The sequence below is a fragment of the Halosolutus gelatinilyticus genome (assembly GCF_023028105.1).
In the GTDB taxonomy this organism is placed as follows: Archaea; Halobacteriota; Halobacteria; order Halobacteriales; family Natrialbaceae; genus Halosolutus; species Halosolutus gelatinilyticus.
The window spans coordinates 2397963-2424321 of record NZ_CP095491.1 but is presented as its reverse complement, the minus strand read 5'-3'; the positions used below and the strand labels follow the sequence as shown (position 1 = coordinate 2424321).

Genomic DNA, 26359 nt, shown 5'->3' with positions numbered 1-26359 from the left:
CGGCTGTCGGCCGGACCGAACGGATCGGCCCGGCGCGACGAGAGAGACGGGAACCCGACCGAGCTGACGACCCTTGCCGCCGAGGTATTGGCCCCGCAGCCGCCGAGGTACGGCTTCGAGACGTCCCCGTTGTCGGGCACCCCACCGACCTTGTTTTCGACCCGCGTCGATCCTCGATCGAGGATGCGTCCTCGATCTGGTATCCACGAACGTGTATTAGGTATCGAAGTCGAAAGCGTTTTTGAGCACGGATACGGGGGTTCCAGTAATGACCGCGTACACCGCGACGGTGACGGTTCGACTCAAACGCGGGGTTCTGGACCCCGAGGCCGAAACCACGAAGCAGGCGCTCAAGCGTCTCGGGTTCGAACTCGAGGGCCTTCGATCGGCCGATCGGTTCGAGGTCGACCTCGACGCCGCGTCGACCGCGGACGCCCGCGACCGCGCGAGCGAGATGGCGGAACGACTCCTCGCGAACCCGACCATCCACGACTACGACGTGGAGGTCGACGAACGGTAGATGATCGTCTCGATTACGCCGATCGAAGCCGTCGATCACAACGCCAGGGGGTGGCGACCGTGACGGTTTCGATCGTCCGATTCGGCGGCTCGAACTGCGACCGCGACGCCGAGCGCGCGCTCGAGCACCTCGGCATCGACGCCGAGATCGTCTGGCACGAGGACGGGCTTCCGGCGGAGACGACGGGGATCGTGCTCCCCGGAGGATTCTCCTACGGCGACTACCTCCGCGCCGGCGCGATGGCGGCGCGATCGCCCATCATGGCCGAGGTCCGCGAGGCCGCGGCCGAAGGAACGCCCGTGCTCGGCGTCTGCAACGGCGCCCAGGTCGGCTGCGAGTCGGACCTGACCGAGGGCGCGTTCACGACGAATCAGAGCGCCCGCTTCCAGTGCGAACGCGTCTACCTCCGCGTCGAACGCGACGACACGCCCTGGACCGAAGCGTACGACGAGGGCGAGGTCATCGAAATCCCGATCGCCCACGGCGAGGGGCGCTACGAGATCGACGAGGATCGACTCGCGGAGCTCGAGGCCGACGATCGAATCCTCTTTCGGTACTGCGACGAGAACGGCGACGTCGGCGCCGACGTCAACCCGAACGGCTCGAAGCACAACGTCGCCGGCGTCCTCGGAGAGACCGACTCGGTCGCGGTGTTGATGCCACACCCGGAGCGAGCGACCCTTCCCGACGTCGGGCCGACCGACGGACGGGGCGTGCTTCGCGGCTTCGAGTCGCCCTGATGCCTGCCCGCCGCAATTATCGTTTCCCGCTATAGATCCCCTCCGATACCTACCGGGCCACAACTCGACGCCTGAAATAACGAGCCCCGCGGGACGGTCGTCCGACTCGAAGTGCCGCAGGCCGACGCTGATTCGGTCCGATCGAGGATCGACGGCGCGACGGTGAGTGACTGAGGACACAGTCGCCGTCCGATTACCATCCCAAGCGCGGTGATTCTGCCGGGGACCACTTATCACCAGAGCGTAACCATAACGCTACCATGAGTGGTCGACACGGTACCCCTCCGATCGAGAGCGAGCGACTGCGGCGTTCGGGTTCAGAGATTCACTATTGGGTTACGGGGCCGGACGATGGACCGCTTGTCGCCTGTACGCACGGGGCAGCAATGGACCACCGGATGTTCGATCCGCAAATCGCACCGCTGGTTGACGAAGGGTACCGGGTAGTCACGTGGGACGTCCGCGGCCACGGACAGTCGAAACCCATCGGTGACGAATTTACCGTCTCGACGGTAGCTGACGACCTACTCGCCCTCATCGACCATCTCGGCCACGAAACGGCCATCCTGATCGGGCAGTCGTTCGGTGGCTACGTCTCCCAAGAGGTCGTCTTCCGCCACCCGGCGCGTGTCGATGCCGTGGTCGTGATCGGCACAACGGACATCACGACACTCCCGTCTCGGCTCGAACGACTCGGCCTCAAACTGTCACCGTACCTCTTCAAAGTCTGGCCGGCCGGCCATCTCCGAACGCTCATCGCGGAGAATACAGCGGTAACCCCAGACGTACAACAATACGCTGCCGACGCAGCCGGTCAAATGACGAAGCAGGAGTTCGTCACCGTCTGGAAAGCAGTTGCCACCTGTCTCCACGAAGAGCCGGGTTATCGCATTCAACAGCCGTTCCTCTTAACTCATGGTGAGTACGACGAAACTGGGATCATCTCAAAGGCGGCCCCGGGCTGGGCCGACCGGGAACCGAACTGTCGCTACGAGGTGATCCCGGATGCAGGACACAACGCCAATCAAGATAATCCAGACGTATTCAATCGGATTCTGCTCGCATTCCTCGAAGAAACCGTTTCCGATTAGCGATCGGTGAGAGTCGAGTGACGCTCTGGCTACTCACAAGACGATCCGCCCGATCGATAAGCGCGGTCTATTCAGCAGCCCAGATCAGAACTGACGAGCCGCTGGGTGATGTGCCAAATGCAGGGAATGCGTTCAACACGGCGACTTCGTTTGCTTCACGCCGAATCCAGCGAATCTACCGATCAGTAGGTCTGCGTACGTAACCTGATGAGAGGCGATCGGCGAGGGACAGTGAACGGTCAGTAGAGGAATCCGCTTACTAGATATGCTGGGACTTTATTACAGACAGGATACTAGACTTAGCATAATGGTGCCAATACTCTCCGAAGTGGGTGTCCTTCTCAGCGACAGTGTACCTGCGACCGAGGGACTGGTACTGGTTGTTGTGGTGGGGATACTGCTAGTGGGGGTTCCAACGATCGGCATCTATCGGGAATCGAGTACGCAGAGTGACCATCCGTATTCCTGGACTGGTGGTATGTTTCTGCTCTCTGTTCTCGCCCCGGTGATCGGGCCGGTCGTACTTTGGATACTGTATACGAGAGCTGAGGTACGCAGTTGACGCCCCACGGATCCGGCTGTTCAGTTCGCACATGAACCTAACGTAGCATCACGATAGTGCTGGCTCGGTGTCTCCTTACAATCGATCCCACCCTGCACCGAAAGCGACACCGATGCATATGCCGATAGCGATCCCCATCGCGATATTGCCCATCGTAACCCCCAAAGCGACCCCTAATGGAAGCCCGACCGCGATTCCTGCGCCCATTTTGGTTGAATCCATCTGGTCGCTTCCCTCTTCAGACATGGAATCTCCTTCGGGGTATGAGGAGATAAGCACGTGGATTAAATGACACATGGGTCTCCCGTACTGAGCGGTCAATTCAGTTCAGAACCAAACGAAATCGACTTCTCGTTTTCCTTCCTGAATCGGTTCGCGGCCGTCGGTCCGATCGACACCGGGCTGTTTCCCGGCGAATCGGTCCGATCGCTACGCCCCGGACCGAACAGTGACATCCCGTGAGCTCGGTTCCACACCGACGCGTTCAGCAGGAGGTTTCGCTCGTTCCGTCAAATTTGCAGTAGTTATAAGTAACGGCACATCAGCAATTAGAACGGAAGCCACAACGGCGGGCATGAATGAAATGCCCCGGGTGCTGGAACCACCCGAGACGTGGCTTCCAAACCCTCACCGGGGTTTGAAGCCATGATTGCGTTCATTCTACCGGGATATAAACGTCCCGCACGATCGACGTATCGCTACACACGAGTACGATCGCTCTCGATCACCCGCGTACCTACTGGAGGCGACGATGAGCGCTGAGCACGGGGACGACAAATCGTCCCCGTACCCGCCGTGTTCGGAGTGCGGCGGGACGGTACTGGCGGTCACGGTCTTCGGCCCGATGGCTGCGATCGCCAGCCCCTGCGGCTGTTCCGTCTCGCCCGAGATATTCGACGGCGCCGGTCGAGAGTAAGTCGCCGATCGCGGGGATGACTCGTCGACGCTCGCGCGGCCGGGGCAGCAGCGTCGGCGGGCACCCGAATCCGTCGACCGGAACTAACGGTCGATCGATCACTCGTGCCGGAGGGCTGCGATCAGCCCTACCGCGTCAGCGGCTGGTTGAAGCTCCGCTCGCGTTCCATCACGACCTCCCACGTCCGCTCGCACTCGCAGGACACCTGCTCGAAGACCGAGGGATCCTGCCGGAGGTCGAAGTCCTTGATCGCCTTCTGGACGAGGTCGTCACACTCCGTGCAGTTGTGCGGACCGCGATCGGAGCCGTGGCCGACGGGATCGGAGACGACGATCGCGTCGACGTCCGCGGTCTCCTCCAGCACGTGGGCGACCGACCAGAGCCACGGCGGGCGGTAGCCGTCGTTGAAGTAGAGTTCGTCGACCATGGTGTAGCGCTGGACGTTGCAGGGGTTCATCGAGACGGTGTGACAGCCCTCGACGTCGGCGCAGCGCTCGATCGAAGAGATCATATCCGCGACGGCTTCGGACTCGGTGAGGAAGGGCGGCTTCATCAGGAGGTACGCCTTGATCCCCGCCTCGACGTCCGTGCCGGCGTCCTCGTTCGCGGCGGCGGCCTCCGCGCAGGCGTCCTCGAAGTCCGCGAAGTCGAAGTACTTGTTCACGCAGTCGTGGCGGACCCGATCGGTCGCCGTCTCCAGGCCGATCGCGACGTCCGTGTCGATGCCGTGTCGCGTGAAGTCGGCGATCTTCTCGCGATCGACGAAGTCGGGGAGGGACTCGACGACCATGCGCTCGCGATCGGCGAAAGTGTCGGCGATCGCCTTTCGAGTACGGGCGCCGACCTCGCGCTCGTCCAAGAAGGACCCGGAGGTGTAGATTTTGATGAGGTCGGCGGATTCGTCGACGTTCGCTTCTTCGTGCTCGAGACAGACGTCGATCTGGTCCATCAGGGCCTCGTGGCTCACGCTGCCGCCGTCGACGCTCTCGGCGACGTAACCGCACATCGTACAGCCGCCGGCGCGGGCCCAGCGACAGCCCCCGGTGTTGAGGATGATCGTCAGGCTCCGCTTGACGCCGGTCGGCGTGTTGTCCTCGTCGAGCCAGACGCGGGTGGGCTCGTGGGGATCGTAGCTCGCCTCCTTTCGCGAGCGGATCTCCCGCATCACCTGGTTGTGGGCGTCCATGCCCTTGCCCTGCTCGTAGACCTCGGGCGTGGGTTTGCTCATTAGCGGGACAAGCGCTCGGACGCGTAAAGCGGCTTCGTCTCCGTCGTGTATCCGGATCGTCCGGTCGAATCGGTACGATCGGCCGAGCCGCGGGACTGTCTCGGGGCGGACCCGCGGACCGGAACGCCGGCGATCAGTACGAGTGGGTCACCCGCGCCGAGACGTACTGCCCGCCGGCGCCGTCGTCCCAAACGAACCGGACGTCGATCGACGAGCCATCGCCTGACGCGTCGCGAACGTGTTCGTGGATGCTGCCCGCGGGATCCATGCGGTAGCCGACCCAGGAGTTCGTTCCTGGCTCGGCGAACTGGATATCCGCCCAGTCGGCCGCGTTGTTCGGTTCGAACCGCCACGTGCTCGAATCACCCTCGTCGGTCGCGGTCGCCGACCAGCCGTCGCCCGCCGAGCCCGAGTACGTCGAGTCACCGCCGTCGTTGCCGTCGTCGCCATCGTTGCCGTCGTCTCCGTCATCACTGCCGCCGACGATCTTTCCGCCGACGAGCCGCGGGTCGTCCTCGGCGTGGCCGGGCGCGACCGCATCGTAGTAGACGTCGCCGCCGTCGAGGGTGATCTCCCACTCCCAGTCGGTGTGGACGTCGTCCGTGGCGTCGAGGTAGATCTCGTCGTCGAGGGCGACGTCCCGCAGGTGAGTGGTCGGTTCGCCCGCGAGGATCTGCTCGCCGCGGATGTTGATCTCCGCGTTCGTTACGTCCTCGAACGTCGGGTTCCGGATCTCCGCGATTCCGTCGGTCAGTGCGCCGATGCCGTCGTTCCAGTTCTCGATCGTCGCGTCCTCGACGCACAGCCCTCGCGCCCGCATGTTGTGGACGATGCCGGCGCCCTCGCCGGTGCCGATCAGGCGGGCGTTCTCGATTTTGAGGTGATTCGCGTACCGCATGGAGATGCCGATGTTGACGCCTCGGGGGAACTCGAAGTTGACGTCGTCGCCGTGGCGCATCTCGAACGCCGGAAGGTCGGACTCGCCGTCGCGGCCGCCAATGGCGTACGCCGTGAAGTTCTTCACCAGGCCGTAGTAGTCGTCGTTCCCGTGGACGGTGTCCGAAGGCCCCTCGACCCCGCGCAGGTGGTTCATGACGTCCATGCCGGCGCCCGAGGCGAACGCCACGTTGTCGACGTTCCGGATCGGGATGCTCCCCGCGTCCACGAAAGTGGCGGCGCCGGCGTCGTGCGTCGTGTGAGCGAACGCCGCGACGTTCGGACCCGGCGAGCCGGGGGCAACGTTGTGCGTCTCGGACGGCTTGTCGTCCCCGTATTCGGCGGGGACGTTGGGAATCTTCCCCCTGTGCCGACCGACGTCCGCCTCCTCCACCGGTCGGTCGAGTTCCGACGGCGGGACGGCCGGGTCGGACACCTCGTCGGGAACGTAGTCGCCGAGTGCGCGGGTCCAGTAGGCGTAGGCGAAGTTGCGGTGGCCGGCGGCGACGTTATCCTCGACGGAGACGAGGGGGCCGTGCAGCCAGAAGCCGTGGCCGCCGTGACCGTAGTCGTCGATGAGCGGCCGGTTCGCGTGGTCGGCCCAGGCGATGAACTCCCGCCAGTCAGGGTCCTCGCCGCTCCCCGCCGATCGCAGCGCGAAGTTGTTCCGGAAGACGCCGATTTCGACGCCGGTCTCCGTCATGAAGTGCGTTCCGAAGACCCTGTAGCTGACGCAGTCTCGAACGTTCGCGTACGAGCCGTGGTTGGTGAACCCCCAGCCCGGACTGCCCTTCCACCCGGCCGCGTCCGTGTGCGGGGCGACCACGCAGCCGGTCACCTCGTGGGGCTCGAGGTCCCGGCGGGCGCCCGTCCGGTGGAAGTGAAGCGGGTACCGCGCCTTGCGATTGTCGTTTTCCGCCAGGTCGAACACCCCGTCGTTTCTGATCTCCGACTCCTTGTAGAGCGGATCCGAGAGCGGGATGCGCTTGTCGGTCCGTCCCAGTTCGTAGAAGCCGACGTACTCGAACGCGGTTCCGGTCGACATGGCCATGACGTGCCCGCGCCGGTCGACGTCCGTGCTCTCGGAGCGGAGCCGAACGTTCCGATCGAGGTTCAACGCGTACGAGTCGAGATCCGCCGCGGGCGGGCTGTGATCGTACTCGAGCGATTCCTGAAGGTGGACGGTGCCGCCGCTCACGCTCGCGATCGTCACCTCCTCGTCCTGGTTCTCCCGGTGGGAGACGCCGGGCACGACCAGCGCGTCGCCCGCCCGCCAGTTCGTCGGCGTCGACTCGAGTTCGAGCGTCCCGTCGCCGGGCGACGGGTGGGACGCGAGCGTCGTGTGGGGCGTCTTCTCCGCGCCGACGAGTTCGACCTCGCCCGCGGCCAACAGGCCGCGGCTCAGGCGTGTGGGGTCCCACGATTCGTCGATCGGGCCGCGGTCGACGAACTCGATTTCGGCGGTCGCGTCCGATCGGACCGGCGACGATGCCGTGCCGATCTCGAGGCTGCTCCCCGGCGCGGTGACGAGCGTGTCGACCTGAAGCCGCGTGTCGACGTCGGTCGCGAACGCGAGCGTACCGTCGACGCGGATCCACTCGAGCCGCGCGGCGTCCTCGTGGTCGAGCGTGACCGTCACGCCGGAGTCGACGCGCACGCGAGCGCCGTTGCCCGGCGACGAGCCGCCCGCCCAGACGGCGGCGTCGCGCCACGATCCGTCGGCCGTCGCGGTGTGGGTGGCCTCGGACGTCGGAACGAGATCCAGCACTGCGTCGTGACCGTGATCGTGAGAATCGGCCGTCCCGGGGGTCGCCCCGACTATCGCCGCCGTGGCTCCGGCGCCGAGCACCTTGCAGTAATTTCGACGGGAGAGCGCCCGCTCCGCGCCGTCCGATTCGGCTGCCTGACGGTTCGTCGTCCGATTCTCCTGTCCGTTCGTCGCCCTGTTCTCCTGATGGTTCGTCCGCTGATTCGCGTTTGTCGTGTCTTCTGGCATGTATCGGATGGTCGATCGGTCGAGTCGTTCCGGAGCCCTCGATCTCCGTTCGACGGAGTCGGACGGGCTCGTCTCGATACCCGGGTGCCTCGTGGGTCCAACCGTCGATCGAAGCGACGACCTTCCGACTTCCGCTACCGTCCCACAAGGACCTTCGAGATATTTATTATGTTTGTACTTAAAATTAGCTACTTAATAGTTGTTATTTTTGCCCCGTGAGCGAATCGCACGACGCGGTGTGGTCGTCGGGTGCGCGGAATTCGGGCCGGACGATCCCGCCGGCAGCCCCGCTCGGCGCTCGAGGGGCGTCGCCCGCCGCGATCGAGTCACCCGGCCGGTATCCAGTCGCTCGTCGGAGTCGTGCGACGAGCGCCGCGGCGGGCGGTCAGAATGATTCCGCGATTCGACTCACGTCTGCGTGGTGGAGCCGATCCCGACGGTTCTCGCGGGTCGAACGGCCTACCGGCAGCGGCCGTCTCGGGAGCGCTCACTCGAGGCGCAGTTCTTTGATTTCGACGGCGTGACAGGTTGGGCAGACGAACTGGTACCGGACGCGGCTTCCCGCGGCGGTAACGCGCCAGCCTCCCTCGTCGCAGACGGCGCCACACTCGCCGCAGCGATCGTTCGACTCGTCGAACTTCGCTCGGAGCCGCTCGAATGGGGATCGGAAAGCAGACATACGGTATCGTGCACCACGACAGATAATAACATTCTAGGGTAGGTGCCGCGCCCGCGAACCGTCTCGACCGGCGCAACGATTCTTACGCTCGCCTTCCTGTGTAGGGACACGGGGACTGTTGACGCGGGCGGCGGACCCGGCCCGAACGTAGCGTCCGAATTCGCGCGATCGAAAGCGAGAACGGCCGGGCCCGGCTCACGCTCGAGATCCCTCGCTCGGCCGACGTTCGATCGATCGTCGAAGCCGTCGAGGAGCGGTGCGACGGAACCGACGTGATCTCGTTCCGGCAGCGCGACCGCGGCGACGAAACCCACCAGGAGTTCGCGACGCGACTCGAAGACGACCTCGCAGACCGCCAGTTCGACGCGTTACAGCGCGCCTACCTCGGCGACTACTTCGCGTGGCCTCGGCCGACGACCGGGGAGGAACTCGCGCAGTCGGTGGGCGTCTCGCGGCCGACGTTCCACGAACACCTGCGAGCCGCCGAGGTGAAGCTCTGTCGGTCGTTTTTCGGCGGCGACTGATCGCGGCCCGCGTTCGAACCGTTGAACGCACCTTACTCCGCCGTAGCCGGGTCCTAACGATCAGGACGGTCGCCGCCGTTTATGTGACGGCGCGTGGCCAACACGGCCATGTTCGAACTCGCAATGGCGACTCCGATGCAGATCGGTGGCGGCGAATTTCTGTATTGGGCGGTAATCTTCTTCATTCTCGCGATCGTCGCGGCGGCCGTCGGCGCGCGCGGCGTCGCCGGCATCTCCATGGAGATCGCACGGATCTTCGTGTTGATCTTCATCATTCTGGCGATCGTCGCCCTGTTGCTGTAGCCGACCCGGTCGCTCTCGGCTACGGTACTCGGTCGCGATCGGTGGCTGCGGAGACGGTCGTTCACTGTCGTCGCCACCGCGTCGATCGAACGCGAACACTTGTGATTTCGGTTCCGCAGAAATTGCCGTTTAGATAACAGACCCGAACCGGGTGGCGATCGAGGGGACGAGCGGCGTCCGCGGCGACCGTCCGACCGAACGGCGTAACCGGTTTCCGTTACGTGTGGTTGCGAACGACTAACAGCCTCCGCGCCGTAGATAACGAGTGAACGTTTACCATGACTGAACTCGGCGGTTTCCAGGACAGGGTCGCTCGCATCGACCTCTCGGACGGGAACGTCGCGTACGAGTCGATCGACGACGAGGACGCGAAGAAGTACATCGGTGCGCGCGGCCTGGGGGTAAAGTACGTCTTCGACCAGGGGCCGGACGTCGATCCGCTCGGTCCGGAGAACCTGCTGGCGTTCATGAACGGGCCGCTGTCGGGGACGCAAGTGACCATGAGCGGCCGGATCGCCGTCTGCACTAAATCGCCGCTGACCGGCACCGTCACCGACAGTCACCACGGCGGCTGGTCCGGCGCTCGGCTGAAGTGGGCCGGCCTCGACGGCCTGCTGTTCGAGGGCCAGGCAGACGAACCGGTCTACGCCGTCGTCGAGGACGGTGACGTCGAACTCCGCGACGCCTCCCACCTCTGGGGCAACGGGTTCCACGAGACCCGCGACACGCTCGAAGAGGAGGTCGAAGGGTCCTACGGCAAGAACCTCTCGATCATGGGCATCGGTCCGGGCGGCGAGAACCAGGTGCGCTACGCCTGCATCATGAACGAGGACGATCGCGCCTCGGGTCGCGGCGGGACGGGCTGCGTGATGGGGTCGAAGAACCTCAAGGCGATCGTCGTCAAGTCGAACACGAAGATGCCCAAACCCGCGGACAAGGAAACGTTCATGGAGGGCCACCAGCAGGCGATGCAGGCCATCCAGGAGTCGGAGGTCACCGCGCCCAACGAGGGCGGCCTCTCGATGTACGGGACGAACGTCCTGATGAACATCACCGAGGAGATGTCCGGCCTCCCGACGAAGAACGCGACGTACACCTCGACGCGGGACGCCGTCGACGACGGCTGGGCCGAGGAGGGGTTCGACTCGGAAAAGATCTCGGGCGAGAACGTTCGCGAGAACATCCTCGTCGACGAGCCGACGTGTCACTCCTGTCCGGTCGCCTGCAAGAAGGAAGTCGAGGTGCAGGCGATGCACAAGGGCGAGGAGATGAACGTCCGCATGGAGTCCTACGAGTACGAGTCGGCGTTCGCCCTCGGCCCCAACTCCGGGCACACCGAGCGCGACGACATCGCCCTCATGATCGACCGCTGTAACGACATGGGGCTGGACACGATCGAGACGGGCAATATGATGGCGATGGCGATGGAGATGACCGAGGAGGGCAAACTCGAGGACGTCGGCGACGACCTCGAGTGGGGCGACTCCGAGACGATGATCGACCTGATCGAGCGGATCGCCCACCGCGAGGACGACCTCGCGGACCTGCTCGCCGAGGGTGCGAGCCGCGTGGCCGAGAAGAAAGGCGCCGCCGACAACTCGCTCGCGGTCAAGGGCCAGACGATCCCCGCCTACGACCCCCGCTGCATGAAGGGGATGGGGATCGCCTACGCCACCTCGAACCGCGGCGCCTGCCACCTGCGGGCCTACACGCCCGCCGCGGAGATCCTCGGCATTCCCGAGAAGGTCGATCCCTACGAGTGGGAGGGCAAGGGCGAACTCACCGCGGAGTTCCAGAACCTCCACGCAATCAGCGACTCGTTCGACATCTGCAAGTTCAACGCGTTCGCGGAAGGCATCGAGGAGTACGTCCTCCAGTACAACGGCATGACCGGCATGGACGTCGACGAGGACGAACTGATGGAGGCCGGCGAGCGAGTCTACAACTTAGAGCGGTACTACAACAATCTCGTCGGCTTCGACGGCGCCGACGACTCGCTGCCGGCCCGGTTCCTCGAGGACGGCATCCCCGGTCAGGGCGCGAGCGAGGGCGAGTACTGCGAACTCGAGGAGATGAAAGACGAGTACTACGACTACCGCGGCTGGGTCGACGGCGTCGTCCCCGACGAGAAACTCGACGATCTCGAGATCGACGTCGGTCCCGGTACCGGCGTCAGCAGCACGGGCGGCGCGCCAGCTCCGTCGGACGACTGATCGACCAACGCGGATATCGCTCCGCCGAGCGGTTCATTTTTCGAGACGACGATCGATCTGGGCACGCGTTGAACCGTCATGGCGATGCACCCGTTCCGGTACAATTTCGGCCTCTACCACTGGCGACGTCGGCTGGCACCGATCGGCGCCGCGATCGCCGCTGCGATCCTCACGGGCGCGATCCGGCGACGAACGGATCGCCGTAGCCACCGTGTCGTCACGATACTGATCGCCGCTGGAGCGATCGCCCGCGCTCTCCGCGTCGCACACCAAGCGCTGTCGCCGCCGCCGTGGGCGATCGAGCGCGGGAAATACGACGCGCTCGCGGCGCGGCTCCCGCTTTCGGACGCGGACCGAGTCCTCGACGTCGGCTGCGGGACCGGCCGATCGCTCGTCGGTCTCGCGCCGCACGTCCGCCCGGGGAGCGAGGTGCTCGGCCTCGACGTCTTCGACGATCGGATCATCCTCGGCAACGGGCCGGCGCTCGCCCGACGGAACGGGGCCAGGGCGGGACTCACGGCGACGCCGATCGTCGGCGACGCGGCGCGACTCCCCGTCGCGGACGACTCGATCGACGTCGTCACCGTCTGTCGAGTGCTGCACGACCTCGACGCCTCGGACGTCGATCGGACGCTCCGCGAGTTGCGCCGCGTCTGTCGTCCCGATGGGACGATCGGCGTCCTCGAACTCCCGCTCGTTCCCGACGGCGTTTCCCGGGATCCGGGCGTCTACTGGCCGGAGCGAGTTTCGGTGACGGGCTTCCGAATCGAGACGCTCGACAGCATCGATCGCGACGGTCGCGACGGATCGTACCTGGTTCTCGTCGCGTCGCCGTCCGGCTCGGACGATCGCGATCGGTGATCGGTCCGCTCGATCGACTTCGGGTCGACCGCCGCGAGTCGATCGGATCCAGAGGGGATTAGACCCCCGCGTTCGAGTTCGACGACGCCGAATCGCGGAGGAGGTCGGCCTGGTCGAGCGCCGTCCGCAACCGCTCCCACATCTCCGCCCGTTGCCAGCCCCAGCCGCGTTCGCGGACGGCGTCGCTCTCGCCGAACCGCGTCGCCGCTCGCTCGAACGTCCGCTCGATCATCACCGGCGAGTCGCCGCTTCTCGCGGCGATTCGTTCGGCCGCCGGTCGAGGGTCGCAGCGCGCCTCGGCCCAGCCAGCGGTCGTCCCCGCCAGAAAGTCCCGAATCCGGGCCGGTCGATCGGCGAGCGTCGCCTCGCGAACGACGATCGTCGGACCGTAGAACGGAAAGTGATCGGCCAGCCGGAGGACGTCGACCGTCAGCCCGTCCCGTTCGAGTTCGAGCGGGTCCGCGAACGAGCCGGTCACGACGTCCGCGACCCGCCGGCGGAGGTGGTCCCGCTCTTCGCCGTTCGTGTCGACGATGTCGATCTCGTCCGCGAACGCGGTCTGCGAGAGGAACAATCGCCCGAGCAGCCGCGTCTCGGTCGCCGGCGGCATTCCGACGCGCCGTCCCTCGAGCTGGTCGACGCTCCCGAGGGGCTCCCCGAACACGTCCCTGACGGTGTAGAGCACGGTCATCGCCCGCTGGTAGCATAGCGCGATCGGGATGATCGGTTCGCCCGCTTCGCGTGCGCGGACGACCGTCGCGGCTCCGGCGACGGCGAGCTCCGCAGCGCCGGACGCGACGCGATCCAGCGCGCGTCGGGACCCGTCGCAGTGATCGAGGTCGACGCCGACGCCGAACTCGTCGTACCAGTCCGTCTCGATGGCGGCGTGGATCGGCGCGTGGAGGGCGTTCGGGCGCCAGTTGAGTGCGATCGAAAGATCCGCTGCGGCATCGAACGGTTCCGACTCGGATGCCACGGATCCCGTCTCCGAAATCCCGTGACAGTTGCATGCGCGATCGAGCAACGCCTCCGCGTGCGTTTCGTAGGTTCGGGCGATCGTCGGCTCCCGATCGGCGATCGGTCGCCAGGCCGTCTGCGGCCGGCCGGGATCGCCCTTCCGAAGGGCCGATCGAGCCGCCAGGTCGCGGTCCGCGAGGCGCGTCGTGGCCTCGGCGATCGCCGTCCGGTTGAGCCGCGTGCCGACCTGGAGGTGCACACTCGTCGCGGGATCGTCGACCCGCTCGGTTCGCAGGATGAGGTACGCGAGAACCCGCGCCGGAGTTCGGCCGAGGCCGGCCGCGACCCTGTCGATGACCGCCTCGTCTGCGTCGTCGAGTACCCAGAACGAACGCGGACGCATCGCGTGTCGTGTGGCCGGTCACCGCCGCCGAATATAATGGTATCACTACGGCGGGAGACGGCGTCGAATCCGAATGGACGACGGCATCGGCCGCGCTGCGAAGCGAACCGGGCCGGCACCTCGAGAATTCACGTTCCCCTACGAAAGATAGTGTTCGCGTAGACGTTCATTTCTGTTGTTGACATGGTTGTTTAGACATTATATGTGAATCCGGATACCATTGATAAGTATTAACAAAACTGGTAGTGCCGTCATATGTGTAGTGGTAGCATGAACCAATCGTCTACGATAACCGACACGACGATCGCGGACCGCCGTACTCTCGCGACGACGCTCGGCGTCGACGCGCCGAAGGACGGGGAGGTAACGTGGGACCTGCTCGCGGGGCAGGTCGAACCGCAGGCCGAGTCGACGTTCGGCTCGAGAGGCGAGGCGATCCGAACCGATCTCGGGGAGCGGCTCGATCCGGTGTTGCTCGGGGAGGTGCTGGCGGATCTCCGGACAGAGATCGATCGCCTACCGGACGTTCGCGATGCGGGCATCCCTGACGGACCGGAGGGGCCGTATACCGAGGTCGCGGAGCCGGGCTGGCACCTGTACGACCACCTGCTCGAGGTCGGGCTCTTCGAGAGCCTCGACGAGAACCTTCCCCGGTTCACCGCGGAGCACATCGAGAGCACGGCGCGAGAACTGGTCCTCGCGGAGCCGCTGTCGTCCGCGCTCGACGACGTCGGCTTCGACGAGTCGGAGAAGCTGGCCCTGCTGAGCGCCGTCGCGAACAACACCGAGCGTCTCGCGCGGTGGGTGCCGTCGAACCAGATCCCCGAGGGCGTGGAGTTCGACACGTCGAACGTCCCGCCGCTCCATCGGCGCGCGATGGGCGGTACGCTGCTGTGGATCCAGGGGCTCGACAGGCACCTCTGGCAGTACGAGGTGTTGATCACGGACGAGATCCTCGACGACGCTATCCGCTACGTGAAGGCGATGCTGGGCGGGCTGTTCGCCTCGGCGACGGCCGTCCACGACCTCGCGACGGACGAGGCGTTCACCGACGAGCAGTTGACCGCCGCGCTCACGGCGGGCACGGCGGTACAGATCGTCGCCCAGGAGGACCTCCTGCACGACGTCTTCTACATCACGGACGACATGCGCGCACCGAGCGAGTTGAGGTGATCAGACATGGCACTTCGCAACGACAGGGCCGTCCAGGCCGCACGAGACATCGAACTGGTACAGACCGACGACGGCTACACGCTGGAAGGGGGCCCGGAGAACTCCGTGACGGAACAGCACGACACCGATCGCATTCCTGAGGGCGACGTCGACCAGGAGATGCTGAGCAACACGGGGGACGATCCCGAGTCCTGGTTGATGTACGGCGGGAACTACGAACAGCACCGGGCGACGCCGGCCGACACCATCACGCCCGACAACGTCTCCGACCTCGAACTCGAGTACGAGATGTCCGTCGGCACGGGGTCGAGCATGGAGGGGACGCCGATCGTGGTCCCGGGCGATCCGCCGGTGATGTACCAGACCAACGGGCCCAACCACATGAAGGCGATCGATCCCCGCGAAGGAGAGGTGCTGTGGAGCTACACCTACGCGGTCCCGATCGGGGTCGAACTCTGCTGCGACGACAACAACCGCGGCGCAGCCGTCTGGGGCGACAAGGTGTACATGACGACGCTCGACTCGGGCGTCGTCGCGCTGAACCGGTACACCGGCGAGGAGGAGTGGTACACCAGCACCGCGGACCACGAGGTCGGATACTCCGCGACGTGGGCGCCCGTGATCCACGACGGGACGATCTACACCGGCAGCGCTGGCGGCGAGTACGGCGTCCTGGGATTCGAGGCCGCGATCGACGCGGAGAGCGGCGACATCCAGTGGCAGACCGACATGCTCCCGGAGAACGAGTGGATCGGCGAGAGCCGCGAGCACGGCTGCGGGACGACCTGGATGACCCCGACGATCGACGAGGAGGAGGGCGTCCTCTACACGGCGGTTGCCAACCCCGGACCGGACTTCGACGGGACCGTGCGACCGGGTCCGAACTTCCCGACCTGCGGGACGATCGCACTGGACATGGAGAGCGGCGAGCACCTGTGGGGCTTCCAGAGCAGCCCGCAGGACGTCTGGGACTACGACGCGGTCGCGCCGCGGGTGTTGCTGCGCGACGTGGAAACGGAGAACGGCTCCATGAATATGGTCGTGGGCTCGGACAAGACCGGCTGGGTGTACATGATGGACGCCGAGTCGGGACAGCTCCACGAGCGCAGCGAGGAGATCTGCCAGCACATCAATATGTGGGAGATGATCCCCCACATCAGCGAGGACGAGCGGCTCCCGTTCGTCCCGGGCGCACCGGGCGGCAACGACTGGCAGCCGCCGTCGTACAACCCCGAGACGGGGTATGTGAACGTCGTCCACCAGAACTTCCCGCAGGATCTCTACTGGCGCTACGAGGAGTACAGCGAAGGGAACCCCTACTGGGGCGGCGGACTCGACGATCCGGCCTCGGAGATGCCCGACGAGTGGAACGGAAACATCACCGCCTTCGCCGCGGTCGATCCGTCGACGGGCGAGCGGATCTGGACCGACTGGATCCGGAGCGAGGACGAGTTCTACATGTGGGGCGGCTCGATGTCGACCGCCACGGGGCTCGTCTTCAACGGCACCCAGAACGGCAACCTCGTCGCCTACAACGGCGAGAACGGCGCCCGTCTCTGGGAGTATGACTTCGACGTGCCGATCAGCGCCTCGCCGATGAGCTGGTACGACTCCGGCGAGGAGAAGCAGTACGTCGCCGTTCAGGTCGGCGGCAGCGGCTGGCTCCGCCAGGGAACCCGCGGCGACACGCTCGCCGTGTTCTCGATGGATGCCTGACAACCAACGCACCACCTTACCACACACGATACACCAATGACGAACGAACAACGCTCACGTGAAGACGTCTCGCGCCGCGGCGTGCTGAAGGGGACGGCCGCTGTCGCCGGAACGGCGGCGACCGGCACCGCGGGCGCCTATCGCGACGTAATCGATTTCGACCTCCCGGCGGCCCAAAACAACGTCGAGGGTCGAACGATCTCGCTGCTCGGCATCGTCGGCGGCTGGGTCGGCGTCGCCCCGGCGGAGATCGACGGGGTCTCGAACCCGACGCTTCGCCTGGTCGAAGGCGTCGAGAACGAGATCATCTGGACGAACGGCGACGGGGCGAATCACAACTTCACCGTCGCGAACCAAGAGGGAGAGGCCATCGAAGCGTCGGACTTCATAAACGAACAGGGTGAATCACTCTCGTTCACGTACACGCCGGAGGGGGACGAAGCCCAATACTACTGCATGCCCCATCCGGTCCAGATGCGCGGACCGATAGAACTGATCGATCCGGGGGACGTCCACGAACTCCGGGTGCGGGTCGAGGACGAGGAGGGCAATCCCCTCGGAGCGGAGGTGTTCGTCGACGACACGCACGCGTTCTCCGACATCGCCGCCCGACCCGATCCGACGGAAGGGGGTACCGGCGAATTGGAACCCGGCGGCGATGGAAATGAAACGGCCGGCGGGAACGAAACGGCCGGCGGGAACGAAACGGCCGGCGGGAACGAGACAGCTGGCGGCGGGAACGAGACAGCTGGCGGCGGGAACGAGACAGCTGGCGGCGGGAACGAGACAGCTGGCGGCGGAAACGAAACGGCCGGCGGCGGCGCACAGGACCAGGGGGCAGCGGCTGAGGAGCCACCAGCCGTCGCCCGCTTCGACATGCTCGAGAACGGCGACTACACCGTCGAAGTCTGGACGTACGGCCACGAGCGCGTCCGGGAGGAGGTGACGATCGACGGCAGCGACGAGGAACTCACCGTCACGCTGCCGGCGATCGAACCGGGCGAGCCGACCGAAACCTTCTCGCTCAGCCTCGAAGAGGGACAGTGGATCGGCGTGGAACCAGACGCCATCGCCGACGAGGAGAACCCGACGCTCGAACTCCAAGCGGGCGAGAGCTACGCGGTCGAGTGGGAGAACACGATCGGTCGACACCAGCCCGAGGAAGAGAACCGGTACTTCGAGCCGCTCCCCGGGCACAACTTCGTGATCGCCAGCGACGGCGATACCAACGAGTGGAACACGTACGTCCGATCGAACTTCACGAGCGAGGCGGACGAGACCCAGACCGTCGAGTTCGTCGCCAACGAGAACATGGGTGTCTATCTCGACCAGTCGCAGCTCAATGCGGTCGGCGAGGTCACCATCAGTGAGGCGGCCGACGACGGGGGGGACGATGCCGGCGAGGGAGACGACGCCGACGGCGAGGCGAATAACACCGACCTCGGAATGCCGGATACCGCCGACGAGACGGCCGGCAACGAAACGGATCAGGATGGAAACGAGACGGCCCAGGAGGGCAACGAAACCGAGGACGGCTAACCTCCTCCACCGTCGCCGAACGGTCCGGCGCCCCGGATTTCTTCAGCGCGATACCTAGACGTAGTTGACCACCCAGTACCCTGCGTACAGCGCGAGGAGGATCGCCCCGCCGAACCGCGTGACGCGACCGCGGGCGAGCATGACGCCGACGACGAGTAGGCAGGCGGCGAGAAACGGCCAGTGGACCGTCATCACCGCGCCGGCGGTATCGATCGGGCTGAGCAGGGCGATGATCCCTACGTTCGCGGTCACGTAGAACGCCGTGCTGCCGACGACGTTGCCGACGGCGAGGTGGGGTCGGTCCTGTCGGACCGGTTCGACGGTGAGCGCCAGCTCTTCGATCGAGGCGATGAACGAAAGGACCGTCGCGCCGAACGCGAGCCCCGAGACGCCGAGCGCGACGAAGATTCCTTCGGCGCTCACCACCGTGATCCCCGAGCCGATCGTCATCCCGACGATCGCGAGCATCGCGACGGCGAGACAGAAGTACCCGCTTCGATCCTCGAGTTCCGGGACGAACTCGTCGAGGTCCAGATCGAGATCCGCTAGCGGGCGGTCGTCGGCGTTCCGAGCATCGTCCGTAGCGGTCGACCCCGGAATTTCATCATCGCCAGACCCGGCGCATTCGCTCGGATCGATCGCCGGAGTCGCCCCGCCGTTCTCGATCGGCCCCTCGGATTCGTCGGTCGACGCCGCGTCGAGGTCGACGGCCTCCTCGACCTCGCCGGAGAGGAGGTACGTCGTCTCCGATCGGCGCTCGCGCCAGAAGATGCCGGCGAGCAGGGGGACGAACAGGACCGTGAGGATCGCGCCGTCGGTCCAGTCGAGCGTCCCGTCGAGGGCGAGCGCGAACGCGGGCAGCGGTACGAGGACGAGCAGGAGCAGGTAGATCCGGGGGATGTCCATCCGAAACGGGACGAACAGACCCGCGATGCCGACCGCGACGGCGAGGACGAACAGCGACTCGCCGAACACCGTCCCGAGCGCGAGGTCCGGAAGGTCGACGAACGCCGCCGTGACGCCCAGAATCGCGTTCTCGAGATCGACGCCGGCGAGAATCACGGCGAGAAAGAACCCCGAGATGCCGAGCGAGACGGCGCTCTGGGCGACCGCCTCGATGAAGATCTCGACGCACCAGATCACCAGCAAGACGCCTGCCAGGAACAGGACGGCGAGGCCGACGAGTTCCGGAGCCGGGAGCGCCATACGAGCGCTGCCACCACGGCTGCGCACTTAGTTCCGGGCGCGGTTCGCGGTCCGCAATCAGAGCGGACCCGGAATCGGGACGCCGCCGAAGACGAGGAGCGCGAGAAGCCAATAGGCGACGTACAGGCCGGCGAGGACGTAGCCGTGTCGGCGTCGAACGCGGCCGGTGGAGATGGCGTACGCGGCGACGGCGGTCAGGACGATCACCGCGGGGAGGTGGAAGGCGAGAACGGCCCGCGGGATCGTCACGTCGGCGACGAACGCGATCACGCCCACGTTGGCCGTCACCGAGAAGATGACGCTCCCGATGACGTGCCCGATGCCGATCTCCGGCACCCCCCTTCGAACGGGTTCGATCGTCAACAGGAGGTTCTCGAACGTCAGAAACAGCGTGAGCACGGTCGCCCCGAAGACCGTCTCCTCGATCCCCCAGGACTCGACGATCACCTCCGACCCGACCTCGAGCAGCGTCGATCCCAGGACGACGCCGACGAGCGCGAGCAGCGACAGGCCGAGCCAGAAGAATCCCTCGTACCGGAACTCCGTGGCGAATCGATCCTCGGGGATCTCCTCGAGGACCGTGGCGCGATCGACGTCCGCGAGGCTCAGGCGTTCGAGCGGGACGCCCCCGTCGGCCTCGATCCGCTCCGCGATCTCCGAATCCCGGAACACGGGGACGTCACGCTGGACCTCCCGGACGACGATGTAGCCGAGGAGAACGAAGAACATTCCGACGAGGAGGGCACCGTGGACGGCGGTGAGCGTCCCAGCGAGGACGAAGGGGACGAGGACGAACGGGGAGAGCACGAACAGCAGCAGATAATCGCGCGGAACGTCGACGGGAAACGGCCGGACGATCGCCGCGACGGCCAGGGGGATGCCGGTGATCGCGAGTGCGGTCCCGAGCGCGGTCCCGAGCGCGACCCCTTCGAGTCCGCCCGCCCCGAACACCAGCGCGACGGCGGTGTCGTCGAACTCGAACCCCGTCAGGACGAGCGCGAGCGCGAAGATCGAGACGCCGAGACCGATCGCCGTTCTGGTAAGATAACTGATTAGTTTCTCGACGCTGTAGGTGAGCACGATCGCACCGCCGACGAGAACGGCGTACGCGAGCCACGTCCCCTGTCCCTCGATAGCACCCTCGACGAGGTCCTCGATCATGGGCCATACCATGTTGAATGCCACCATATAACTATCATGTCAGATAGAGAATTCCGGTGGAAAACTATACACGCGATCGTCCCGGCGAGCGACGACCGGCGCGCAATCGAGATCCGTTTCGGCTCCGTCGACGAGTAGCCGGACCGATCGCCGGCCGACTCGTCGACGGGGCCGGCTAATCGTCCGCGACGGCGGTCGCCGTCTGACCCGTCGGTTCGTCGACGAGCCATCCGCCGGTGGTGGCCTCCTCGGCCACGTCGGGTTGGAACACCCAGGCGCTCACCGCCAGGATCGGGATCATCGTGACCGCGACGACCGCGTATCCCGCGTGGAGGGTCGGCAGAAACGGTGCGGCGAAGAGCAGCGGGTAGATCGACCCGCCGGAAGAGCCGATGCCGCCGACGACGCCGGCGACCGCGCCCGAATCGTTCGGGAACATCGCGGGAACCTGGGCGAAGATCGCGCCCTCGGCGAATGCACACCCCGTGCCGACGAGGAACCCGGCGACGACGGCGGCGTAGACGTTGCCGGTCATCCCGGCGGCCGTCATCCCGAGCATGGCGAGCACGACGAACACGAGCGTCGCGAAGGTCCACTGCTCGCGATAGCGGCCCTCGAACCACGGGAGGAGGTTCCGCTCCTTCCGCGCGACGAGATCGCTGACGTAGCCGCCGATCGGACGGAGGAATCCGGCCGCGACGGAGAACGTCGCGGCGAACGTGGCCGCGACGACGATGTCGCCCTGGCCGAACGCCTCGCGATAGTAGGTTCCCAGCCAGCCGTTCATCGCGAGTTCGAGGCCGAACGACATGACGTAGGCCACCGAGAGCACGACCGCGCCGTAACGGGTGGCGATGTAACACCACCGTTCGAAGCTCACGCCGGCTTTCGTCGACTCCCGCTTTTCGGCGCTCTTTGCGGCGTCGCCGAAGACGACGTACACGACGCCGAGGACGATCGCGAGGACGCCCGTGTAGAAGAACGCCGCTCGCCAGTTCGCGTCGAACAGGGGCCCGACGTACCCCTCGCCGAAGATCCGCGGCAAAGTGAAGTACGCGCCCAGCCCCGCGCCGGCGTTTCCGATGCCGGCGAAGATCCCCTCCGCCGTCCCCAGTTCGTCGGCGTCGGTCTGGTCGGCCCAGAATCCCGCGGTCGGCTCCTTGTGAACGATCCGACGGGGAATCCCGAGGTGGTTGGCGAGCGCGCGAACCTCGGCCTTGTACAGGTCGCCGATCGGATACGCGTCGGTGGCGCCGTCCCCGTACTTCGTGAAGTAGCCGAGCAACAGCTCCGATCGGTTCGCAGTTCCGAGTACCAGTCGGGATCGGCTGTTCGCCGCGTAGTACGCACAGCACATTCGCAATCGCGCGACCGCGTTCCCGACCTCGATCGGCGCCCCCGCCGATCGCACTCGTTCGTTCCCGGACGCCTCGGTCCCGAGTTCGTCGACGATCGTCCGCCGAAACGCCTCGAAAACCGGGCGTAACTGCAGTTCTTCGAACTCGATCCCCAATCCCGCGGCGATCGTTCGAGCGTCGCTCACGTCGGCCTGCTCGGCCTTGTGACACGGGAGACCGAGGCCGAGCACGCGATCGACGCCGAGCGCCTCGACCGCCAGCGCCGCCGTCACGGTCGAGTCGATCCCGCCGCTCATCGCCACGACGACGCCGTCCGCGTTCGCGTCGGCGACGAGCGATCGAACGCCGGCGCAAATTCGCGCCCGGATTTCATCGAGCGCTCTCTCGTCCGTGAGGAACGGCCGGCCGGTACGATCCTGCTCCGAATAGATGAACGTCTCCTTATTCTCGATCATCGATGACGTTCAGGGCAATATCAGAGAGTTAGTTAAACATTTGTCCCGACCAAACTCATATACCTTAAATAACTAGTCCGATCCACCGAGACGGGCTGCCTCGAGCGCCCGCTCACGACTCTCCCGAGTCGCCGCTTCCGTCGATCGGATCGGCCTGGAGGAGGAACGTCCGCTCCGGCGGCGGCGCGATCCGCAACTCGAGGGACCTGGTGAGTCGGTAGTACTTGCGGTTGCCGCGCATGTACCACTCGACGAGGTCGGCGTCCTCGAGCGTCGAGAGGTGGTGAACCGCGGTCGCGCCGTCCATCCCCGTCGACTCCGCGAGTTCGGAGACGTACCGCGGCCCGCGGGAGAGTTCACGAAGGATTTCGAGCCGCGTCCCGTTCCCTAGCACCTCGATCAGTGACATGTGCACACAGTGGGCGCCCGGCGCAAGAAGGATTTCGCAGGTACGGACCCCGTACATACAGGATTCGACGAACGTTGGTCCAGGTTTATGCTCGTACGCGTGCTACCGAGTGGCATGTCCGATCGAGTTACGCTCCCGGAGGACCGCGATCGCGACCGCCGGACGATCACCGACGGCTTCTTCGAACGGGAGGTGTACCTCTCCCGGCAGGAAACGGCCGCCTTCCTCCGTGATCTCGCCGATCAGATCGAGGCCGATACGTCGGTGACGATCGCGGGCGACGAGTGGGAAATCCCCTTCGAGTACCGCGATCCGATCGAGGTCGAGATCGAGTTCACGAGCCAGCGCGAGCGCGAACTCGAGGTCGAGGTCGAGTTCACCGAGTCGCGCGACGGATCGGGATTGTCGGTTCGGTAGTGCCGGCGCGCCGTCCGATGGCGGCCGACGCCGCGATCGACCGGTGCCGGTTACACGGGATTCTCAGTCCTTCCAGAGCCGCCAGAGCGCCCGGTACAGCGTCCACGCGTCGCAATCGAGGCGACCGCACGCCGATCGGCAGGCGTCGAGGTACGACTCGTAGGCCGCGATCGACGGCGGATCGGGATAGGGGTCGGCCAGTTCTCCGTGCTCGCAAAGCGCCGACCACTCCCGCTCGCCGACCGCGAGACACGCCTCGGGATCGGAAAACTGCAGGAACGCCGAGCCGACCGGCACGTCGACCCCCTCGAGAGCCGTCAGCCGATCGAGCCGATCGGCCGGGTCCGGCGCGCCCGCGACCGCGACGATCGCGTCTCGGACGTCCGTGAAGTCGTTCCGACCGAACCGCTTCTCGCGTTCCCGACGCTCGTCGTTCGGCACCGCGCCGAGAAACCGCCGGTAGTGCCACTGGACGACCCACTCGGCGTCTCGCCAACCGAACTCGCCCGCCGCGAAGGCCTTCGGGAGGGTTTCGATCTGCTCCTGCTCGACGGGGTACAGCGGCTCTTCTGCTCGATAGTCAGCGGCTTTTTCGGTGACGATCGATCGAGTCAGCCCCATCGTTCGTGTCCTTCGCGGTGACGGGGCGTGAGCGTTTCCCTGCGATAAACCGCCGACGTCACTCCGTTCGGCGACCCGTCTCGCACGTCGCGCCGGGAACTCGCATCAGTTCGGGAGGGCGCGTGCTAGAAAGACTCATACACGTGGAGGAAGACGGTACAGGTGTCAGTCGGCCGCGGTAACACACCTAGTAAATCAGAACAATGTCCAGTGACAAGCGCGATCCGGTCAAGACGATCTGTCCGTACTGCGGGGTCGGGTGCGGCATCCAGATCCAGCAGGGCGAGGAACCGGGCGACGTACAGTTTATGCCGTGGGGCGACGCGCCGGTCAACGAGGGGCGGATCTGCATCAAAGGCGGCGCGGCGACGGAGGTCGTCGACCACGAAGACCGCCTCACCGAGCCCCTAATCAAGGAAGACGGCGAGTTCCGCGAGGCGACCTGGGAAGAGGCCTACGATCGCATCGTCGGCGAACTCGAGCGGATCCGCGAGGAGTACGGCCCCGACGCGACGGGCTTTTTCGGCTCCTCGAAGACGATGAACGAGGAGAACTACCTCCTCCAGAAACTCGCCCGCCGGTACGGCACCAACAACGTCGACAACTGCACGCGGATGTGCCACGCCTCGACGGTCTGGGCGCTGCGGACGAGCCTGGGCGCGGGCGCGATGACCAACAGCATGCAGGACCTCCGCGAGGAGGCCGACGTCTTCTGGATCCAGGGGGCGAACCCGGGCGAACAGCACCCGATCGCCAACAGCCAGTACTTCCGGCAGGCGGTGCTCGAGGGCGCGACCGTCATCCAGGTCGACCCCCACGCGAACAAGACGACCCGATCGTTCCAGATCGACGACACCGATCGGCACCAGCACCTCCAGTTGAATCCGGGGACCGACATCCCGCTGCTGAACGTCGTCATCAAGACGATCCTCGAGAGACACGAGGAGAACCCCGACGCGGACTGGATCGACGAGGAGTTCATCGAGGAGCGCACTGAGGGGTTCGAACACCTGAAACGGACGCTTCGGGACTTCGATAAGAAGGCCGCCGCGGAGGAGTGCGGCCTCGATCTCGAGGAGATCGAACTCGCCGCGGAAAAGTACGCGACGGCGGACAACGCAGCCATCTTCACCGGGATGGGGATGAGCCAGCACGCCTGCGGCGTCGACAACGTGCAAAACGAGATCAACCTGGCGCTGATCACGGGGAATCTCGGCCGTCCCGGCACCGGCGTCAACCCGCTGCGCGGCCAGAACAACGTCCAGGGAACCTGCGACGTCGGCGCGATGCCGAACGTCCTGCCGGGCTACCAGCTGGTCGACGACGACGATGCTCGCACGGCCGTCGAAGCGGAGTGGGGCTTCGACGTTCCCGACGAGCCGGGGCTCACGAACGTCGAGCTCTCCCACGAGTTCGGCGAGTCCGTCCACGGGCTGTACGTGATGGGCGAGAACCCCGTCATGTCCGAACCCGACGCCAACCGCGTCGCCGAACGGATCCAGCGCCTCGAGTTCATGGTAGTCCAGGATATCTTCATGACCGAGACCGCGAAGTACGCCGACGTGATCCTGCCGGCGACGACCTGGGCCGAGCGCGACGGCACCGTCACCAACACCGATCGACGCGTCCAGCGGATGCGCGGGGTCGATAAGGTCCACGAGAATACGAAACACGACCTCGAGATCCTCTCGGAGATCGGGACTCGGCTCTTCGGCGCCGAGGAGTTCGACTTCGACGGCCCCGAAGAAGTCTTCGAGGAACTGCGGCAGGTCTGTCCGATCTACCACGGGATGACCTACGACATCCTCGGCGAGGAGGGCGTCCACTGGCCCTGCTACGAACCCGGCGACGAGGGGGACCTGTTCCTCTACGAAGCGGAGTTCGACACGGAAAGCGGCCTGGGCCACATCGAGGGCGTCCGCCACACTCCGCCGGACGAGACGCCCGACGACGAGTACCCGCTGATCCTCACAACCGCGCGTCTCGAGGAGCACTACAACACGGGGACGATGAGCCGCCGATCGCCGACGCTCAATAGACAGACCCCGGAGAACTTCGTCGACGTGCACCCGAACGACGCGGCGCGCTACGGGATCGAAGACGGCGAGAAGGTGGTCCTCACGTCCCGCCGCGGCGAGATCACCGTCGAGGCGCAAGTCACCGAGGACACCAAGGAGGGCGTCGTCTGGACCACGCCGCACTTCGCCGCCGCGTCGGCCAACCGGCTCACGAACGACGTGCTCGACGAGCGGGCGAAGATCCCCGAGTACAAGGCCGCGGCCGCAGAGATCGAGGTCGGCATCGAACCCGCCGGCGACTCACGGTCAGCGGCGGACGACTGACCGAGCGGTCGACGACTGATCGCCACCTCGTCG

Annotated in this window: 22 protein-coding genes and 2 pseudogenes; 14 read left to right on the top strand and 10 right to left on the bottom strand. The window is 65.7% G+C overall.

Features of this window, described 5'->3' with window-relative positions:
• Window positions 1-268: 268 nt before the first annotated feature.
• The 3 genes from purS to MUH00_RS11955 all read left to right on the top strand — a co-directional run bounded on the left by purS (window position 269) and on the right by MUH00_RS11955 (window position 2351).
• Entirely contained in the window at window positions 269-520 is a 252-nt protein-coding gene (gene purS, locus MUH00_RS11965; RefSeq protein ID WP_246998820.1) for a phosphoribosylformylglycinamidine synthase subunit PurS, read from the top strand.
• Between the two features lie 59 nt (window positions 521-579).
• Window positions 580-1260 carry a phosphoribosylformylglycinamidine synthase I gene (gene purQ / locus MUH00_RS11960; protein ID WP_246998819.1) on the top strand — a complete coding sequence of 227 codons (681 nt, stop codon included), beginning with the start codon at window positions 580-582 and terminating at the stop codon, window positions 1258-1260.
• Window positions 1261-1646: 386 nt separating this feature from the next.
• Entirely contained in the window at window positions 1647-2351 is a 705-nt protein-coding gene (locus MUH00_RS11955) for an alpha/beta fold hydrolase (RefSeq protein WP_246998818.1), read from the top strand.
• Between the two features lie 637 nt (window positions 2352-2988).
• Here the strand turns inward: MUH00_RS11955 and MUH00_RS11950 are convergent.
• Entirely contained in the window at window positions 2989-3159 is a 171-nt protein-coding gene (locus MUH00_RS11950; protein ID WP_246998816.1) for a glycine zipper domain-containing protein, read from the bottom strand.
• A 505-nt stretch (window positions 3160-3664) separates the two neighbouring features.
• Between MUH00_RS11950 and MUH00_RS11945 the strand changes: the two genes are divergently transcribed.
• On the top strand, window positions 3665-3829 hold the full coding sequence (locus MUH00_RS11945; RefSeq protein WP_246998814.1) for a hypothetical protein: 165 nt from the start codon (window positions 3665-3667) through the stop codon (window positions 3827-3829).
• 127 nt (window positions 3830-3956) lie between these two features.
• Here MUH00_RS11945 and MUH00_RS11940 read toward each other — a convergent pair whose 3' ends face one another.
• The 3 genes from MUH00_RS11940 to MUH00_RS11930 all read right to left on the bottom strand — a co-directional run bounded on the left by MUH00_RS11940 (window position 3957) and on the right by MUH00_RS11930 (window position 8668).
• Window positions 3957-5057: an archaeosine biosynthesis radical SAM protein RaSEA gene (locus MUH00_RS11940; RefSeq protein ID WP_246998812.1), complete on the bottom strand. Its 1101-nt coding sequence runs from the start codon at window positions 5055-5057 to the stop codon at window positions 3957-3959.
• Between the two features lie 133 nt (window positions 5058-5190).
• Window positions 5191-7989 (bottom strand): G8 domain-containing protein, encoded by a 2799-nt coding sequence (locus tag MUH00_RS11935; RefSeq protein ID WP_246998810.1) that lies wholly within the window; start codon window positions 7987-7989, stop codon window positions 5191-5193.
• 487 nt (window positions 7990-8476) lie between these two features.
• Window positions 8477-8668, bottom strand: a complete 192-nt coding sequence (locus MUH00_RS11930) for an HVO_0649 family zinc finger protein (RefSeq protein WP_246998808.1) — start codon at window positions 8666-8668, stop codon at window positions 8477-8479.
• Between the two features lie 143 nt (window positions 8669-8811).
• Between MUH00_RS11930 and MUH00_RS11925 the strand changes: the two are divergent.
• The 4 genes and pseudogenes from MUH00_RS11925 to MUH00_RS11910 form a co-directional block, all read left to right on the top strand.
• Window positions 8812-9192, top strand: a pseudogene (locus MUH00_RS11925) (bacterio-opsin activator domain-containing protein); the annotation flags it as partial.
• Between the two features lie 108 nt (window positions 9193-9300).
• On the top strand, window positions 9301-9495 hold the full coding sequence (locus MUH00_RS11920) for a DUF1328 family protein (protein ID WP_246998806.1): 195 nt from the start codon (window positions 9301-9303) through the stop codon (window positions 9493-9495).
• Between the two features lie 278 nt (window positions 9496-9773).
• The gene (locus MUH00_RS11915) at window positions 9774-11708 is read left to right on the top strand and encodes an aldehyde ferredoxin oxidoreductase family protein (RefSeq protein WP_246998804.1); all 1935 of its coding nucleotides are present in this window, start codon (window positions 9774-9776) and stop codon (window positions 11706-11708) included.
• Between the two features lie 78 nt (window positions 11709-11786).
• The gene (locus MUH00_RS11910; RefSeq protein WP_246998802.1) at window positions 11787-12569 is read left to right on the top strand and encodes a class I SAM-dependent methyltransferase; all 783 of its coding nucleotides are present in this window, start codon (window positions 11787-11789) and stop codon (window positions 12567-12569) included.
• A 58-nt stretch (window positions 12570-12627) separates the two neighbouring features.
• Here the strand turns inward: MUH00_RS11910 and MUH00_RS11905 are convergent, their stop codons facing one another.
• Entirely contained in the window at window positions 12628-13929 is a 1302-nt protein-coding gene (locus MUH00_RS11905) for an ABC transporter substrate-binding protein (RefSeq protein ID WP_246998800.1), read from the bottom strand.
• Window positions 13930-14199: 270 nt separating this feature from the next.
• Between MUH00_RS11905 and MUH00_RS11900 the strand changes: the two genes are divergently transcribed.
• The 4 genes and pseudogenes from MUH00_RS11900 to MUH00_RS23210 all read left to right on the top strand — a co-directional run bounded on the left by MUH00_RS11900 (window position 14200) and on the right by MUH00_RS23210 (window position 17764).
• Window positions 14200-15102, top strand: coding sequence for a hypothetical protein (locus tag MUH00_RS11900; protein WP_246998798.1), 903 nt, complete (start codon window positions 14200-14202; stop codon window positions 15100-15102).
• 6 nt (window positions 15103-15108) lie between these two features.
• On the top strand, window positions 15109-16818 hold the full coding sequence (locus tag MUH00_RS11895) for a pyrroloquinoline quinone-dependent dehydrogenase (protein ID WP_246998796.1): 1710 nt from the start codon (window positions 15109-15111) through the stop codon (window positions 16816-16818).
• Between the two features lie 36 nt (window positions 16819-16854).
• Window positions 16855-17250 (top strand): annotated as a pseudogene (locus MUH00_RS23215) (twin-arginine translocation signal domain-containing protein); the annotation flags it as partial.
• A gap of 226 nt (window positions 17251-17476) precedes the next feature.
• A complete protein-coding gene (locus MUH00_RS23210; protein WP_425603054.1) occupies window positions 17477-17764 on the top strand; it encodes a hypothetical protein in 288 nt (95 codons plus the stop codon).
• Window positions 17765-18411: 647 nt separating this feature from the next.
• Here the strand turns inward: MUH00_RS23210 and MUH00_RS11885 are convergent.
• The 4 genes from MUH00_RS11885 to MUH00_RS11870 all read right to left on the bottom strand — a co-directional run bounded on the left by MUH00_RS11885 (window position 18412) and on the right by MUH00_RS11870 (window position 22946).
• Window positions 18412-19563 (bottom strand): sodium:calcium antiporter, encoded by a 1152-nt coding sequence (locus MUH00_RS11885; RefSeq protein ID WP_246998792.1) that lies wholly within the window; start codon window positions 19561-19563, stop codon window positions 18412-18414.
• A gap of 57 nt (window positions 19564-19620) precedes the next feature.
• Window positions 19621-20724, bottom strand: a complete 1104-nt coding sequence (locus MUH00_RS11880; RefSeq protein WP_246998790.1) for a sodium:calcium antiporter — start codon at window positions 20722-20724, stop codon at window positions 19621-19623.
• Between the two features lie 175 nt (window positions 20725-20899).
• Window positions 20900-22537, bottom strand: coding sequence for an NAD(+) synthase (nadE, locus tag MUH00_RS11875; RefSeq protein WP_246998788.1), 1638 nt, complete (start codon window positions 22535-22537; stop codon window positions 20900-20902).
• A 112-nt stretch (window positions 22538-22649) separates the two neighbouring features.
• Window positions 22650-22946 carry an ArsR/SmtB family transcription factor gene (locus MUH00_RS11870; protein ID WP_246998787.1) on the bottom strand — a complete coding sequence of 99 codons (297 nt, stop codon included), beginning with the start codon at window positions 22944-22946 and terminating at the stop codon, window positions 22650-22652.
• A gap of 114 nt (window positions 22947-23060) precedes the next feature.
• Between MUH00_RS11870 and MUH00_RS11865 the strand changes: the two genes are divergently transcribed.
• Complete coding sequence (locus MUH00_RS11865; protein WP_246998786.1) at window positions 23061-23363, top strand: amphi-Trp domain-containing protein; 303 nt, start codon at window positions 23061-23063, stop codon at window positions 23361-23363.
• Window positions 23364-23426: 63 nt separating this feature from the next.
• Here the strand turns inward: MUH00_RS11865 and MUH00_RS11860 are convergent, their stop codons facing one another.
• Window positions 23427-23984, bottom strand: coding sequence for a hypothetical protein (locus MUH00_RS11860; RefSeq protein ID WP_246998785.1), 558 nt, complete (start codon window positions 23982-23984; stop codon window positions 23427-23429).
• A 203-nt stretch (window positions 23985-24187) separates the two neighbouring features.
• Here MUH00_RS11860 and fdhF point away from each other — a divergent pair, with 203 nt between their 5' ends.
• Window positions 24188-26326 (top strand): formate dehydrogenase subunit alpha, encoded by a 2139-nt coding sequence (fdhF, locus tag MUH00_RS11855; protein WP_246998784.1) that lies wholly within the window; start codon window positions 24188-24190, stop codon window positions 26324-26326.
• The last annotated feature ends 33 nt before the right edge of the window (window positions 26327-26359 follow it).